The following is a 14,139-nucleotide window of genomic DNA, read 5'->3' as shown; positions in this document are numbered from 1 at the left end:
GCCGTGGCTTTCTGACGAGGTACCGTCAAGGTACGGGCAGTTACTCCCGTACTTGTTCTTCCCTCGCAACAGAGCTTTACGATCCGAAAACCTTCTTCGCTCACGCGGCGTTGCTCCATCAGACTTTCGTCCATTGTGGAAGATTCCCTACTGCTGCCTCCCGTAGGAGTCTGGGCCGTGTCTCAGTCCCAGTGTGGCCGATCACCCTCTCAGGTCGGCTACGCATCGTCGCCTTGGTAGGCCGTTACCCCACCAACTAGCTAATGCGCCGCGGGCCCATCCTGCAGTGACAGCCGAAACCGTCTTTCAGAGTTCTTCCATGCGGAAGAACCGATTATTCGGTATTAGCCCCGGTTTCCCGGAGTTATCCCCATCTGCAGGGCAGGTTGCCCACGTGTTACTCACCCGTCCGCCGCTAATATCAGGGAGCAAGCTCCCTTCAATCCGCTCGACTTGCATGTATTAGGCACGCCGCCAGCGTTCGTCCTGAGCCAGGATCAAACTCTCCATAATAGAGAAATTCGAGTAGCTCGAGTTTCTTGCTGGCATCATTTAAGATGTCAATTTTGAATCCGAAGATTCGTTTTGTCTCTTCACCGACGGGGTCGGCTATGAGACTTTATTTGTTGACGTTTTGCTGTTCAGTTTTCAAGGTTCATTGTGCGTCGCTTTGTCAGAAGCAACTCTTATATAATACCATCTTTACGATTCGTTTGTCAACAACTTTTCTAAAAAACTTTGTAAGTTGTTTTTAGTAGTTATTCACTTACCGGAAACGCAACGTTTATTACTATACCAGCCTGTCCTTTTAATTGCAACACCTTTTTTCAAGAAAAGCAATTAGCCTCTAAAATAAACTGTTGTCATTGATAATGCAACCAGCTATGCAATTTGCGTCCTGCTACTTTTTTGCTTCCTAGCATATCGAATCCTTGTCAAATCTTCCATTCGAAACCGATGAACCTCATTTCATATAGCTCAGTCGCACCTTGTTTAGCACTATCTGACAGAAGTAGATCAAGCCAACGCTGTTGATGATGGTTCTTACAGAGAATCGGCATACCAATCCGCTTTTCTACCATCGACGTTAAAGTGCTTCACTTCCACGTTCGGAATAGGTACGGGTATGACTTATATACAACCTTCGGTTATATTGTTAAACATAAAAAACCATCCCCACAGGGGATGGCCTTTGCCCGGCGACGTCCTACTCTCACAGGGGGAAGCCCCCTACTACCATCGGCGCTGAAGAGCTTAACTTCCGTGTTCGGTATGGGAACGGGTGTGACCTCTTCGCCTTCGTCACCAGACTATGTATGAACGATGCTTGTTCGTTCAAAACCGGATAAAACCAACATTGTTGCTGAACTCAAGTTCAACCGTACTTCTTAACTGATAAGGTTAAGTCCTCGATCGATTAGTATCCGTCAGCTGCACGTGTCGCCACGCTTCCACCCCGGACCTATCCACCTCATCTTCTTTGAGGGATCTTACTTACAAATGTAATGGGAAATCTCATCTTGAGGGGGGCTTCATGCTTAGATGCTTTCAGCATTTATCCCGTCCACACATAGCTACCCAGCGATGCCTTTGGCAAGACAACTGGTACACCAGCGGTGTGTCCATCCCGGTCCTCTCGTACTAAGGACAGCTCCTCTCAAATTTCCTGCGCCCGCGACGGATAGGGACCGAACTGTCTCACGACGTTCTGAACCCAGCTCGCGTACCGCTTTAATGGGCGAACAGCCCAACCCTTGGGACCGACTACAGCCCCAGGATGCGATGAGCCGACATCGAGGTGCCAAACCTCCCCGTCGATGTGGACTCTTGGGGGAGATAAGCCTGTTATCCCCGGGGTAGCTTTTATCCGTTGAGCGATGGCCCTTCCATGCGGAACCACCGGATCACTAAGCCCGTCTTTCGACCCTGCTCGACTTGTAGGTCTCGCAGTCAAGCTCCCTTATGCCTTTGCACTCTACGAATGATGTCCAACCATTCTGAGGGAACCTTTGGGCGCCTCCGTTACACTTTAGGAGGCGACCGCCCCAGTCAAACTGCCCACCTGACACTGTCTCCTGCCCGGATCACGGGCAAGGGTTAGAAGTCCAATACAGCCAGGGTAGTATCCCACCATTGCCTCCTCCGAAGCTGGCGCTCCGGATTCCAAGGCTCCTACCTATCCTGTACAGGCTGCACCGGAATTCAATATCAGGCTACAGTAAAGCTCCACGGGGTCTTTCCGTCCTGTCGCGGGTAATGCGCATCTTCACGCATATTATAATTTCACCGAGTCTCTCGTTGAGACAGTGCCCAGATCGTTACGCCTTTCGTGCGGGTCGGAACTTACCCGACAAGGAATTTCGCTACCTTAGGACCGTTATAGTTACGGCCGCCGTTTACTGGGGCTTCAATTCGAAGCTTCGCTTGCGCTGACCTCTCCTCTTAACCTTCCAGCACCGGGCAGGCGTCAGCCCCTATACGTCACCTTACGGTTTTGCAGAGACCTGTGTTTTTGCTAAACAGTCGCCTGGGCCTATTCACTGCGGCTCTCTCGGGCTTTAACACCCTACCAGAGCACCCCTTCTCCCGAAGTTACGGGGTCATTTTGCCGAGTTCCTTAACGAGAGTTCTCTCGATCACCTTAGGATTCTCTCCTCGCCTACCTGTGTCGGTTTGCGGTACGGGCACCTCCCGCCTCGCTAGAGGCTTTTCTTGGCAGTGTGAAATCAGGGACTCCGGGGACAATTCCCCTTGCCATCACAGCTCAATGTTATAGGAACGGGATTTGCCTCGTTCCACACCTCACTGCTTGGACGCGCATGACCAACAGCGCGCTCACCCTATCCTTCTGCGTCCCCCCATTGCTGATAACGGCGGGGAGGTGGTACAGGAATATCAACCTGTTATCCATCGTCTACGCCTTTCGGCCTCGACTTAGGTCCCGACTAACCCTGAGCGGACGAGCCTTCCTCAGGAAACCTTAGGCATTCGGTGGAAGGGATTCTCACCCTTCTTTCGCTACTCATACCGGCATTCTCACTTCCAAGCGCTCCACCAGTCCTTACGATCTGGCTTCGACGCCCTTGGAACGCTCTCCTACCACTGACACCATAGGTGTCAATCCGCAGTTTCGGTGATCCGTTTAGCCCCGGTACATTTTCGGCGCAGCGCCACTCGACCAGTGAGCTATTACGCACTCTTTAAATGGTGGCTGCTTCTAAGCCAACATCCTGGTTGTCTGGGCAGCGCCACATCCTTTTCCACTCAACGGATACTTGGGGACCTTAACTGGCGGTCTGGGCTGTTTCCCTCTCGACTACGGATCTTATCACCCGCAGTCTGACTCCCAAACATAAATCATCGGCATTCGGAGTTTGTCTGAATTCGGTAACCCGGGATGGGCCCCTAGTCCAAACAGTGCTCTACCTCCGAGATTCTTTCGTTTGAGGCTAGCCCTAAAGCTATTTCGGAGAGAACCAGCTATCTCCAGGTTCGATTGGAATTTCACCGCTACCCACACCTCATCCCCGCACTTTTCAACGTACGTGGGTTCGGGCCTCCAGTAAGTGTTACCTTACCTTCACCCTGGACATGGGTAGATCACCTGGTTTCGGGTCTACGACCCCATACTCATTCGCCCTATTCAGACTCGCTTTCGCTGCGGCTCCGCATTCGCTGCTTAACCTTGCATGGAATCGTAACTCGCCGGTTCATTCTACAAAAGGCACGCCATCACCCATTAACGGGCTCTGACAACTTGTAGGCACACGGTTTCAGGTTCTCTTTCACTCCCCTTCCGGGGTGCTTTTCACCTTTCCCTCACGGTACTGGTTCACTATCGGTCACTAGGGAGTATTTAGCCTTGGGAGATGGTCCTCCCGGATTCCGACGGAATTTCACGTGTTCCGCCGTACTCAGGATCCACTCTGGAGAGGACGAACTTTCGACTACGGGGCTTTTACCCGCTATGGCGGACCTTTCCAGGCCGCTTCGTCTAATCCGTCCCTTTGTAACTCCGTATAGAGTGTCCTACAACCCCAGGAAGCAAGCTTCCTGGTTTGGGCTCTTCCCGTTTCGCTCGCCGCTACTAAGGGAATCGATGTTTCTTTCTCTTCCTCCGGGTACTTAGATGTTTCAGTTCTCCGGGTGTGCCTCGTTCACGCTATGTATTCACGTGAACGTACTGCCCCATTACGGGCAGTGGGTTTCCCCATTCGGAAATCTTCGGATCACAGCTTACTTACAGCTCCCCGAAGCATATCGGTGTTAGTGCCGTCCTTCATAGGCTCCTAGTGCCAAGGCATCCGCCGTGCGCCCTTTCTAACTTAACCTTCATTCCTTCACCCATAGCGATATGGGATCCGAGAATCGTTAAAAAAGTATTGCTTGTTCAATCACTATGTGATCGACTCGGTTGATTACTTGATGTTTTGTTGCTTCAATGTCGTTTTATCCAGTTTTCAAAGAACAAGGTTTTGAAAGATCATCAGAAGATGAACCTTCAAAACTGAACGCAAAACGTCAACGTATGAACCGGAGGTTCATATTCCGTAATTATCCTTAGAAAGGAGGTGATCCAGCCGCACCTTCCGATACGGCTACCTTGTTACGACTTCACCCCAATCATCTGTCCCACCTTCGGCGGCTGGCTCCCGTAAGGGTTACCCCACCGACTTCGGGTGTTACAAACTCTCGTGGTGTGACGGGCGGTGTGTACAAGACCCGGGAACGTATTCACCGTGGCATGCTGATCCACGATTACTAGCGATTCCGGCTTCATGCAGGCGAGTTGCAGCCTGCAATCCGAACTGGGAACGGTTTTATGGGATTGGCTCCCCCTCGCGGGTTCGCAGCCCTTTGTACCGTCCATTGTAGCACGTGTGTAGCCCAGGTCATAAGGGGCATGATGATTTGACGTCATCCCCACCTTCCTCCGGTTTGTCACCGGCAGTCACCTTAGAGTGCCCAACTGAATGCTGGCAACTAAGATCAAGGGTTGCGCTCGTTGCGGGACTTAACCCAACATCTCACGACACGAGCTGACGACAACCATGCACCACCTGTCACCGCTGTCCCCGAAGGGAAAGGCGTATCTCTACACCGGTCAGCGGGATGTCAAGACCTGGTAAGGTTCTTCGCGTTGCTTCGAATTAAACCACATGCTCCACCGCTTGTGCGGGTCCCCGTCAATTCCTTTGAGTTTCAGCCTTGCGGCCGTACTCCCCAGGCGGAGTGCTTAATGCGTTAGCTGCAGCACTAAGGGGCGGAAACCCCCTAACACTTAGCACTCATCGTTTACGGCGTGGACTACCAGGGTATCTAATCCTGTTTGCTCCCCACGCTTTCGCGCCTCAGCGTCAGTTACAGACCAGAAAGCCGCCTTCGCCACTGGTGTTCCTCCACATCTCTACGCATTTCACCGCTACACGTGGAATTCCGCTTTCCTCTTCTGTACTCAAGTCCTCCAGTTTCCAATGACCCTCCACGGTTGAGCCGTGGGCTTTCACATCAGACTTAAAGGACCGCCTGCGCGCGCTTTACGCCCAATAATTCCGGACAACGCTTGCCACCTACGTATTACCGCGGCTGCTGGCACGTAGTTAGCCGTGGCTTTCTGACGAGGTACCGTCAAGGTACGGGCAGTTACTCCCGTACTTGTTCTTCCCTCGCAACAGAGCTTTACGATCCGAAAACCTTCTTCGCTCACGCGGCGTTGCTCCATCAGACTTTCGTCCATTGTGGAAGATTCCCTACTGCTGCCTCCCGTAGGAGTCTGGGCCGTGTCTCAGTCCCAGTGTGGCCGATCACCCTCTCAGGTCGGCTACGCATCGTCGCCTTGGTAGGCCGTTACCCCACCAACTAGCTAATGCGCCGCGGGCCCATCCTGCAGTGACAGCCGAAACCGTCTTTCAGAGTTCTTCCATGCGGAAGAACCGATTATTCGGTATTAGCCCCGGTTTCCCGGAGTTATCCCCATCTGCAGGGCAGGTTGCCCACGTGTTACTCACCCGTCCGCCGCTAATATCAGGGAGCAAGCTCCCTTCAATCCGCTCGACTTGCATGTATTAGGCACGCCGCCAGCGTTCGTCCTGAGCCAGGATCAAACTCTCCATAATAGAGAAATTCGAGTAGCTCGAGTTTCTTGCTGGCATCATTTAAGATGTCAATTTTGAATCCGAAGATTCGTTTTGTCTCTTCACCGACGGGGTCGGCTATGAGACTTTATTTGTTGACGTTTTGCTGTTCAGTTTTCAAGGTTCATTGTGCGCCGCTTCATCAGAAGCAACTCTTATATAATACCATCTTCGCAATCCCTTTGTCAATAACTTTCTTCAAAAAGTTTTAAGCTGTTTTGGAGTAGTTATTCACTTACCGGAAACGCGAGGATATTAATATAACATCTCCTCTTCTTAAGCGCAATACCTATTAAAAAAACAATTTCTTTTGACATCTTATCATTTACTAATCAACTTCTATAGAGGGTATTCAAGAGTCAACCCTTATTCCCTTATTAGAGTTAGATATCCTTTTATACTTTACTAGCTGTTTGGGCAATTGCAGTTCCTTGTAGTTTAAGTGAAGGATGGCAATAACTTATATTTTATACCCTCATATAAAAAAATGCCCCTTCTATATAGAAGAGACATTCATCATAGAAAAACCGCAAACGCGAATAACGCAGCGAAGCCTGGTATTCCCAATACGGCTAAAAGGAGCCCGGATGCAATATTCACCGGAAAATAAATTCCAATAAAGCCACCGACAATATTCAAGATAAATAGTGCGAGAAATGCAAATGCCAAACGGAACCAAAATACAGATAGACGCTCGGACAATTTCTTCAATTGTTTTTTATCCATCATTAATAGTAGTAATAGAATAACTCCGATGATGGCGATACCGATAAATTTCATGGAAAGCGCTCCTTTCGACTAATAGTCCACTCTATGCGCTCCCCTAGAAAATTATCACGTTCGTCCAGCTCTCGTTTTGCCAAGGCTCATCCGCGATCTATGCGAAGCTGACGTTCCTTTGCTTCTTTGAATAAATGAAAGTACTTACTTTCAGCTATCTTCCTTCGTACCAACACTTCTTGATCATAATCATTCAAATACTTCTCAATTTCCCTCGCCCGCTCCCACTCTTCCTTCGTTTCGAGAAGCAAGTTGTAAAGCTGGGCATCGAATTCCCTTTTTAATTTTCTCTTTCGGCCAAACATCGACGTTGACCTCCTATAATTCTCTGCGTCCTTCAAGTGCTTTCGATAGCGTCACTTCATCCGCATATTCTAAATCTCCTCCGACAGGAAGCCCATGTGCAATTCTCGTAGTCGTGATGCCTGACGGTTTTACTAGTCTCGAAATGTACATTGCTGTCGCTTCCCCTTCGATTGTCGGGTTTGTCGCTAAAATCAATTCTTCCACTTCTTCATCTTGAAGCCGGGTCAATAAGGAAGGAACATTGATATCTTCAGGCCCAACACCGTCCATCGGAGAGATTGCACCATGCAGTACGTGGTACAGACCGTTGTAATCCCTCATCTTTTCCATTGCAATCACATCTTTTGGATCTTGGACGACGCAGATCATGGACCGGTTACGAGATTGGTCTTGGCATATCTGACATGGATCTATATCGGTTATATGCCCGCAGACCGAGCAGAAACGCAAATTCCGTTTTGCATCGACTAGCGCCTTGGCAAAGTCGAGAACTGTATCTTCTTTCATACTTAATACAAAAAACGCCAGACGACCCGCTGTTTTCGGGCCGATGCCTGGCAGTTTCATGAAACTATCGATCAGTTTCGATATCGGTTCAGGATAATGCATGTCTTTTCCTCCTAGAACATTCCAGGCAGGTTCAATCCCTTCGTGAATTGCCCCATTGTGGAGTTCGTTAGTTCTTCAGCTTGCTTCATCGCTTCATTTGTAGCAATCACAACAAGGTCCTGCAGCATTTCCACGTCCTCCGGATCGACGACTGATGGATCGATGACAACTTCAAGCACTTCCTTATGGCCTGAAACGACAACTTTCACCATTCCGCCTCCCGCTGTTCCTTCAAGACGCTTTTCACCTAGTTCTTCTTGGGCTTCCGCCATTTTCTTTTGCATTTTCTGCATTTGCTTCATCATGCCTTGCATATTTCCCATACCACGCATAGTGATTTCCTCCTCAATTTTGTTTAATCATCATGTACTTTTATGAATTCCTTGCCAAACATTCTTTCCGCTTCCGCAACAATCGGATCATCATTCAACTGCTCGGCTTCCTGAACGAATGAAGGGAGTTCCTCCGCTCCATCCTTCTCCTCGCCAGCTGTCTCATCCGTACTATCCTGTTGCTTCATCAAACCATTATTCCGGATAAACTCCTCTCTAACCTTTAGCCAACCGTCCTCCGGTACATACACGACATCATATGCTTTGCCGGTTCGTGTGCGGAGGGCTTCCGATAAGCCAGACCGGAGCGAGGAATTTTCCGAAGCCATCAGGCAATGGATTTCATACTTGAATTTTAACACAAAAGCATTGTCAGATGCCGCTACAGGTTCAGTTTCTTCAAGGAGCGCCGAGTGGGATCTTTGCAACGTTTGCATCATCGTCGCCCACTCTTCCCGAATTACTTGAATGTCTTGACGGGTGGCACCTTTCAGCACTTCATTTATTTTACCGGTCGGTATTCTGAATGCTTGGGATGATTTCGAAGCATTTCTCTTCGGCTGTGCGGAAGCCGGTGCGCCTTCCGCGGGACGGACCCCATTAGCAAGCTGTTGCTGGAGGTCTGCAATGATCCGTTCTAAGCTCTCCACCTTTTGCGCGAGGTAAGGATCGGTCGCTTGATTGCCAGTAGCTTGTACAGCTGGCCCTTCCAGATGGATCATTTTCAGCAATGCCGACTCCACATACACTTTCGCATGGTTTGAAAAACGCATTTCCTGTTGTGTTTTCGAAAGGATGTCTATGAATGAATAAAGGGTTTCCGGTTCGAATGCGTTCGACATGGATACGAATCGTTCATCCCCCGAAATCAATTCAAGCAGGTCGATTAAATCCGGAGCGGTTCTTAATAGAAGGAGATCCCTGAAAAATGTTATGAGGTCCTCTGCCAGGCGCGATACATCCTTCCCCTCGGCAATGAGTTGATCAAGCATTGTCAATGCGGCTGCGGCGTCTTTTGACAGCAGTGCTTCCGCTAATTGATAGAAAATATCTTCCCCGATCGATCCCGTGACGAGCAGTGCGCTTTCCGCTGTCAGACGTTCGCCGCTGAAGGACACGACTTGATCAAGCATGCTGAGTGCATCACGCATTCCGCCTGACGCGGCTTGTGCAATAACCTTCAATGCCCCTTCATCCGCCTCGATACCAGCATCATCCAACACTTGCTTCATCCGATCAACGATTTCAGCCGACGTAATCGGTTTGAAATCAAAACGTTGACAGCGGGAAATGATGGTTAACGGAAGCTTATGAGGCTCTGTCGTTGCCAAGATGAATACCGCGTGCGGCGGCGGCTCTTCCAACGTCTTTAACAGCGCATTGAACGCTGAATTGGATAACATATGCACTTCATCGATGATATAGACTTTAAAGCGAGCATTCGATGGGGCAAATCTTACTTTCTCGATAATATCCCGTATTTCTTCCACTCGCGAGTTCGAAGCAGCGTCGAATTCGATAACATCTGTATTCGACCCTTCTGTCACGCTAATGCATGTCGGACATTCATTGCACGGCTCACTGGCGGGGCCGTTCTCACAATTCAATGCCTTTGCAAAAACCTTCGCGGCGCTCGTCTTTCCCGTCCCCCTCGGTCCTGAAAACAAATAGGCATGGGACGTTTTATTGTGCAGCAAGGCGTTTTGCAATGTTTGCTTTACGTGTCGCTGGCCGGACATTTCGCTGAAGGACTGCGGACGGTAGACACGATAAAAAGCTTGATATACCACCATTCCCCCTCCTTTCCTTTACGATGCAATAGTGTTTTTATTATAACATAGATACACAAAAAAACCCGCCCGATAAACGGACGAGTTGAGTTTGTAAAATTAATGCCGTGCACCTTCCTTCGACTGCCGCACATAAGCGTTACTCCTGTCGACAGCTCAGCCTAGGCTGCCCCGCGGCACATGAGAAAGTCCACTTAATGCTGCTTCCTTCCGGACCTGACATGGTTCATGGGTTCCCATTGCGCAGGACCCAGACGTCAACACTACGTGCAAGAGGCAGACCCTACATGCGAACAGCCTTGGGAAAGGAATTCAGTCTTGCTAGAGCGGCTTGCAAGTTACAGGGCACCGCTACCTCCCCACCTAGCACGGCTTTATTAGTATACATGTTTCTGTGGATAAAATCAACCCGTCCTCACAGAATAGGACAGGTATCTCATACAGGTGGACACCGAAACTTCTTTTATCCTGTAAAACCTTTTACGTTTATGCGTGTGTAAACGGGGTTATGCGTATTTCCTGTTGTTTATGAGCTTTTTATAAGATTTATGCGTTATTAATTGCATTAATGTGCTTTTAGAAGGATTTATGCGTTTTTCTTTGGATTAATGCGTTTCTTGAATGTATCTATAAAAACAAAGAAAGTAGACAGATTTCCCTGAATATATTTTCTTAAAAGAGGTGCAGATAAGTAGTTGACACCTTGTATTAAACCATGATAAATTATGTTTTGTTGATACGGAGGAATACCCAAGTCCGGCTGAAGGGATCGGTCTTGAAAACCGACAGGGGTGTTAAAGCCCGCGGGGGTTCGAATCCCTCTTCCTCCGCCATACATTTTAAAAAAGCGCATAAGTTGGAGAAATCTGTTACATTAAATGTAATGGATTTTTTTTTATAGTAAAAAAAGATGCCCGGCCACCCATTGGCTAGGCATCTTTTTGTATTGTAGAACCGATAGGAGATGGTGTAATTGCAATCGCTCTGTAATATGGAAATTCTTTTTCCAGCTGCTTCGCAATTTCCTCCTGCTTCCCTTCCTTCACTGCTACGAACATAGAAGGGCCTGCGCCGCTGATTGTCATCCCGTATGCCCCTAATTCATGACAAAAATTGCGTATTTGATCAAAGTCTTGTAGCAACGGTTTCCGGTATTGTTCATGGAAAATGTCCTTCTCCATCATCTTGCCGGCCAACTCCCAATTTCCAAGCGCCATGGCGGTCAGCATGACGTTGCTCGCAGCATTCCCCGCAGATGCCACTGAATGGGGCAGTTCCATGGGAAGAAGCCCTCTAGACTCCGAAGTCTTCAACGCATTTGGCGGAACGAGAATGATTACTCCGATTACCGGCTGCGGCAGCTGGACGACTTCTAATTCATTCTCTATGAAATAGGCGACTGTCACGCCTCCTAAAAGGGCAGCGGCTACATTATCTGAATGGCCTTCAATTTCACTGCCGAGTGCTACTTTTTCTTTTGGTGTCAATGATAAATCTAGCAGCTCGTTAGCAATTTCAATTCCGGCAGCGATGGCGGTTGCGCTGCTGCCGAGTCCTTTGCCGAGAGGAATGTCGGAAATGACGCGCAAAGCGTATGGACGGACTTCCTTGCCATGCCTTCCCGCCACGTCTTGAATCGTTCGGACGATCAAATTCGTGTCATCGTTCGCCAAACCGTCATATTCTTCTCCGTCGTAGTGGACATTCCATTCCAACGCCTCTTTTACCTCGACGGTCATATACAAGGAAAGCGCCATCCCGACACTGTCGTACCCAGGTCCCAAATTCGCTGTCGTAGCTGGGACGACGACCGTGAATAATGGTGCCTCCATCAGTTTGCCCCTGCCTTTACATCATTCAAAAATGCATCGAACTGCTCCCTAGAGAGGAATGGTTGCCCTTCATTTACTTTAATCGCTGTTTCAGGATCCTTCAGTCCGTTTCCTGTCAGCACACCTACAATCGTCGTCCCTTTCTCGATCAGTCCTGCATCGAGTTGTTTCTTAATGCCTGCAATCGTTGCACAGGAAGCAGGCTCTGCAAAAATACCGTCCGTCGAAGCTAAAAGACGATATGCTTCCAATATCTCCTCGTCCGTTGCAGAAAGGATCGCCCCGTCTGACTCTTCAAGAGCCGCTGTCGCCAAATGCCAGCTTGCGGGATTCCCGATCCGGATGGCTGTTGCGACCGTTTCAGGTTCTTCAAATACACGGTCGTAAACGATCGGAGCTGCTCCATCCGCCTGTACGCCTAACAGCTTCGGAGTGCCTGATCCTTTCTTCTCGTCATATTCCTTAAAGCCTTTCCAAGCAGCAGAAATATTCCCTGCATTCCCGACCGGCAACGCAAAAATATCCGGTACTTTCCCTAATTGCTCAATCGTTTCGAAAGCAATTGTCTTTTGTCCTTCCAACCGGTACGGATTCACTGAATTCACAAGAGCAATTTTCCCTTCGCCAGCTTCACGGACCATGCGCAGCGCTTCGTCGAAGTTTCCTTCGATCGCCACGATTTCCGCACCGTACATTTTCGCCTGCGCCAATTTCCCAAGCGCAATCCGTCCTTCCGGGATAACAACGATTGTCCGCATCCCTGCGCGTGCGCCGTACGCCGCTGCTGAAGCGGATGTATTGCCCGTGGAGGCGCAAATGAGCGCGGTTTTCCCTTCCTCTTTCGCTTTAGCGACGGCCATTACCATGCCGCGATCTTTGAAAGAGCCTGTCGGGTTTGTCCCTTCTGTCTTTACGTAAAGATTGATGCCCCATTGTTCGGAGAGATTTTTCAAATGGATGAGCGGTGTATTCCCTTCTTGCAATGTCAGCTCTGGCGTATTCTCCGTCACTGGCAACCATTCTTTATATTCTTCGATTAATCCGTTCCATCTTCTCATCGCGTTTCACCCTCCACTCGGTAGTAGCTAACAACACCATTCACTTCCGGTGTGTTATGCAGTTCATTCATGATGTCTAAATGCTGTTGCCTCGAAATGCTATGTGTAATCATGATCAAGTCGACGCCGCCATTGTTGTCCCCTTCATGCTGGACGACGGTTGCAAGGCTTGCGCCATGATTGCTGTATATCGATGCCAATTTTGTCAGAACGCCCACTTCGTCTTTGACGGAGATTCTGTGCAAATAGCGGCCGATGATTTGGTTGTCGTTTTTTACTTTGTATGCATATTGCGGCGCATGGAGCCTTGTTCCGTTTACGCCAAGCAATAAATTGCGGCACGCTGCAACAATATCTCCTGTTACAGAAGTCGCTGTCGGCAATGAACCCGCTCCCGGTCCATAGAACATCGTCTCCCCGACTGTGTCGCCATATACATAAACGGCATTGAATTCATTATTGACGGAGGCAAGCGGGTGCGAGTTTTGGATGAATACCGGCTCTACGGAAATTTCGATTCCATCGTCATCCTTTTTCGCAAATCCAGCCATTTTCACAGTGAATCCGAACTGTTCCGCCAATGCGAGGTCGCCATCTTTGATTTCCTTCATTCCTCTCACAAAGACGTCGTCCAAGCTGACATCTGTTGAAAAGGCAAGTGACGCGAGGATCGTCATTTTCCGTGCCGCATCAATTCCATCGACATCCGCTGAAGGGTCGGCTTCCGCGTAGCCAAGCTCCGTCGCTTCGGCCAATGCTTCCTCATACGTTTTCTTTTCGTGTTTCATTTTCGTCAAAATGAAGTTCGTCGTTCCGTTTACGATGCCTGTCAGTGCACGGATCCGGTCGGATGCAAGACCGTCTTCAAGCGTACGGATGAGCGGGATGCCGCCGCCGACGCTCGCTTCATAGAACAAATCGCATTTATGTTCATCCGCAAGCTTCAATAATTCATGTCCGAATTGTGCCATGACGTCTTTATTCGCAGTCACGACTCCTTTGCCTGCGCGAAGCGACTTCTCAATGGCTTGTTTTGCCTCGATTGTTCCACCGATCACTTCTACGATGAGATCGATTGACGGATCTTCAATTATTTCGTCCAGATCTGTAATGAAAATGTCCGATGACAGTTCCGTATCCCGTTTTTTCGTTGCATCTTTTACGAGGACTTTTTTTATCTTTACAGGAACACCTAATTTATGGTTCAAGTCATCTTGGTGCCTATGTAGGATTTCAGCTACACCGCCGCCTACGACACCGAATCCAAGTAAACCGATATTGATTTCACTAATCATATT

At 49.0% G+C, this 14,139-nt stretch carries 8 protein-coding genes, 1 tRNA gene, 4 rRNA genes and 1 other RNA gene (1 of these 14 cut by a window edge); 1 reads left to right on the top strand and 13 read right to left on the bottom strand.

The features are described 5' to 3' along the window. The 10 genes from AC0L13_RS20595 to ffs form a co-directional block, all read right to left on the bottom strand. Window positions 1–513: ribosomal RNA gene (locus tag AC0L13_RS20595) — 16S ribosomal RNA — on the bottom strand (it extends 1,039 nt beyond the left edge of the window). Between the two features lie 681 nt (window positions 514–1,194). Then, window positions 1,195–1,310 (bottom strand): 5S ribosomal RNA (gene rrf, locus AC0L13_RS20590). Between the two features lie 87 nt (window positions 1,311–1,397). After that, window positions 1,398–4,331, bottom strand: a 23S ribosomal RNA gene (locus AC0L13_RS20585). A 233-nt stretch (window positions 4,332–4,564) separates the two neighbouring features. Continuing rightward, a 16S ribosomal RNA gene (locus tag AC0L13_RS20580) occupies window positions 4,565–6,116 on the bottom strand. Together the 16S, 23S and 5S rRNA genes form the textbook arrangement of a ribosomal RNA operon. Before the next feature lie 534 nt (window positions 6,117–6,650). After that, window positions 6,651–6,914 carry a pro-sigmaK processing inhibitor BofA family protein gene (locus AC0L13_RS20575; protein WP_473642572.1) on the bottom strand — a complete coding sequence of 88 codons (264 nt, stop codon included), beginning with the start codon at window positions 6,912–6,914 and terminating at the stop codon, window positions 6,651–6,653. 86 nt (window positions 6,915–7,000) lie between these two features. Further along, a complete protein-coding gene (locus AC0L13_RS20570; RefSeq protein ID WP_473642571.1) occupies window positions 7,001–7,219 on the bottom strand; it encodes a YaaL family protein in 219 nt (72 codons plus the stop codon). A gap of 13 nt (window positions 7,220–7,232) precedes the next feature. Further along, a complete protein-coding gene (gene recR, locus AC0L13_RS20565) occupies window positions 7,233–7,829 on the bottom strand; it encodes a recombination mediator RecR (protein ID WP_440502316.1) in 597 nt (198 codons plus the stop codon). An 11-nt stretch (window positions 7,830–7,840) separates the two neighbouring features. Further along, window positions 7,841–8,161, bottom strand: a complete 321-nt coding sequence (locus tag AC0L13_RS20560; protein ID WP_239433651.1) for a YbaB/EbfC family nucleoid-associated protein — start codon at window positions 8,159–8,161, stop codon at window positions 7,841–7,843. Window positions 8,162–8,184: 23 nt separating this feature from the next. Further along, entirely contained in the window at window positions 8,185–9,951 is a 1,767-nt protein-coding gene (dnaX, locus tag AC0L13_RS20555; RefSeq protein WP_473647190.1) for a DNA polymerase III subunit gamma/tau, read from the bottom strand. Window positions 9,952–10,056: 105 nt separating this feature from the next. Next, window positions 10,057–10,323: signal recognition particle sRNA large type (gene ffs, locus AC0L13_RS20550), an RNA gene on the bottom strand. Between the two features lie 368 nt (window positions 10,324–10,691). On the opposite strand from ffs, the gene AC0L13_RS20545 reads away from it, so the two are divergent. Next, a tRNA-Ser gene (locus AC0L13_RS20545) sits at window positions 10,692–10,784 on the top strand. 96 nt (window positions 10,785–10,880) lie between these two features. Here the strand turns inward: AC0L13_RS20545 and thrB are convergent. Genes thrB through AC0L13_RS20530 form a run of 3 tightly spaced genes read right to left on the bottom strand, consistent with a single transcriptional unit; the run spans window position 10,881 to window position 14,136 of the window. Next, window positions 10,881–11,783 carry a homoserine kinase gene (gene thrB / locus AC0L13_RS20540; protein WP_473642570.1) on the bottom strand — a complete coding sequence of 301 codons (903 nt, stop codon included), beginning with the start codon at window positions 11,781–11,783 and terminating at the stop codon, window positions 10,881–10,883. Continuing rightward, window positions 11,783–12,841, bottom strand: coding sequence for a threonine synthase (gene thrC / locus AC0L13_RS20535; protein ID WP_473642569.1), 1,059 nt, complete (start codon window positions 12,839–12,841; stop codon window positions 11,783–11,785). The genes thrB and thrC overlap by 1 nt, the downstream gene beginning before the upstream one ends. Beyond that, entirely contained in the window at window positions 12,838–14,136 is a 1,299-nt protein-coding gene (locus tag AC0L13_RS20530; protein ID WP_473642568.1) for a homoserine dehydrogenase, read from the bottom strand. Before AC0L13_RS20530 ends, thrC begins: the two co-directional genes overlap by 4 nt. Window positions 14,137–14,139: the final 3 nt, after the last annotated feature.

This window comes from Sporosarcina sp. QA0331 (assembly GCF_055808055.1).
Note: the sequence above shows the minus strand (reverse complement) of the source record. Positions and strands in the feature narration are given on the sequence as shown.